The following is a 2,165-nucleotide window of genomic DNA, read 5'->3' as shown; positions in this document are numbered from 1 at the left end:
GAACATCATCGAGACGATGACGCGTTCGCGGCCCCAAGTGGTCAGCGAACGGGAGACCTACGTCTACTATCCGGGCTGCGCCGACGTCGCCATCGGCGCGGCCGTCGAGCTGCGCGGCCGCTCCTTCGCCGTGCTGGCCGAGGTGACGGTGGACACCGCCGCCGCCGAGGGGGTGCTGTTCAAGCAGGGCGGCGCCCACGGCGGGCATGTGTTGTTCCTCCAGGACGGGCGGCTGCACTACGTCTACAACTTCCTCGGCGAGCGTCAACAAGAGGTTTCGTCCTCGGGCGCGGTCCCGCTCGGTCGGCACGTTCTCGGCGTGCGTTACGCGCGGACGGGAACGGTTGAGAACAGCCACACCCCGCTCGGCGACGCCAAACTGTTCATCGACGACACCGCCGTCGGCTCGCTCACCGACATGGCAACTCAACCGGGGACTTTCGGGGTGGCGGGGGCCGGCATCACCGTCGGGCGCAACGGCGGCTCCAGGGTCTCCAGCCGCTACCAGGCGCCGTTCACCTTCACCGGCGGCACCATCGCCCGGGTCACCGTCGACATCTCGGGCCGGCCCTACGAGGACCTGGAACGCGAACTGGCGCTGGCGTTCGCCCGCGACTGATCTCGCCCCCGGCTGACCTTTTCGGTCCTACCCTGAAGTGATGCTCAGCGAACTGGTGCAGCTGCCGGGTGGCGCGTTCCGTATGGGTTCGACGAGCTTCTACCCCGAAGAGGCGCCGATCCACACCGTGACCGTGGCGCCTTTCGCGGTGGAACGCCACCCGGTGACCAATGCGCAATTCGGCGAATTCGTCGCCGCCACAGGGTATGTGACCGTCGCCGAACAGCCGGTCGACCCGGCACAGTTCCCCGGCGTGCACGATGTGCGGGCGGGGGCGCTGGTTTTCCGCCCGACGCCGGGTCCGGTAGACCTGCGTGACTGGCGGCAATGGTGGGAGTGGGTTCCCGGTGCCGACTGGCGGCACCCGTTCGGCCCGGACAGCGACATCGCCGGCCGCGCCGACCATCCCGTCGTGCAGGTGGCCTATTCCGACGCCGTGGCATATGCGCGGTGGGCGGGGCGGCGGCTGCCGAGCGAGGCCGAATGGGAATTCGCGGCGCGCGCCGGGAGCGCGGCGACCTACGCGTGGGGGGAGGAGGCCGCGCCGGGCGGTGAGCTGATGGCCAACACCTGGCAGGGCAGGTTCCCGTACCGCAACGAGGGCGCGCGGGGCTGGGTCGGTACCTCGCCGGTGGGGACGTTTCCGCCCAACGGGTTCGGGCTGGTCGACATGATCGGCAATGTCTGGGAGTGGACGGCCACCGAGTTCTCCGCGCACCACCGGCTCGACCAGCCGCCCAAGAGCTGCTGCACACCCGCGGGGCCCGCGGATCCCCGCGTCAGCCAGGCGCTCAAGGGAGGCTCACACCTGTGTGCGCCGGAGTACTGCCACCGGTACCGCCCCGCGGCCCGCTCACCGCAGTCCCAGGACACCGCGACCACCCACATCGGGTTTCGCTGCGTGGTGTAGGCGGTGCAGCGCCCGACATGGGTGCCGTGGGGCTCGTCGGGGCGTTAGTCCGACGACAGCGTCACGGGATCAGCCCGGCCAGGTCGGTGACGATCGATCCCGCCTGGGTCGCGACGGCGGTGATCTCGTACGCGCCGAGCAGTGTCAGCAGCGCCGTGTCCGCCGCGATCGGGAGGCCGACCGCGTCGACCAGTCCTGCCGGGTCGCCGCTGAGTGCCTCGGCGATGCCGTCGACGGCCAGGTCGAAGTCATACAGCGGCAGCGTGGCGACGGCGGCCAAGCCGAGGTCGGCGGTGGGAAGCAGCGTCGAGTACGCCGTCGAGGTGGCGGTGATGGAGGTGTTCACCACGTTGTTGACCCCGTCCTGCAGGCCGTTGAGGAGGCCGACCGGGGAGAGCCCGGCAAGGTCGGGCATCGAGGGTGCCTGGTTGGGCGCCATGGTGGACATCATGGTGGCCAGGTCGGGCAGCGCGGCAGACCCCAGTGTCACCGGGTGGGGCCCCGTGCCGGTGAAATCGCCGACGAAGTTCGCGATTCCGGTCTCGGTACCCGTGTACAGGGCACCGGGAAGCTGCTGGAAATCTTGCGGACTCGGGAACAGTCCGAACGGCTGGGTGACGTTGGCGTAGCCGCCGT

At 70.0% G+C, this 2,165-nt stretch carries 2 protein-coding genes and 1 pseudogene; 2 read left to right on the top strand and 1 reads right to left on the bottom strand.

Translation table 11 applies throughout. The annotated features are described in order from the left end of the window. Nucleotides 1-619, top strand: a 619-nt coding sequence (locus AC2VNT_RS11775) for a LamG domain-containing protein (RefSeq protein ID WP_486947030.1), incomplete at its 5' end; no start/stop codon positions are given. A 40-nt stretch (nucleotides 620-659) separates the two neighbouring features. Then, entirely contained in the window at nucleotides 660-1,529 is an 870-nt protein-coding gene (locus AC2VNT_RS11770; protein WP_486947029.1) for a formylglycine-generating enzyme family protein, read from the top strand. A 61-nt stretch (nucleotides 1,530-1,590) separates the two neighbouring features. Here the strand turns inward: AC2VNT_RS11770 and AC2VNT_RS11765 are convergent. After that, a pseudogene (locus AC2VNT_RS11765) lies at nucleotides 1,591-2,165 on the bottom strand (hypothetical protein); the annotation flags it as partial.

The sequence above is a fragment of the Mycobacterium sp. TH-M15 genome, from assembly GCF_057473705.1.
The sequence above is the reverse complement of the archived record's forward strand: the minus strand, read 5'-3'. Positions and strand labels throughout refer to the sequence as shown.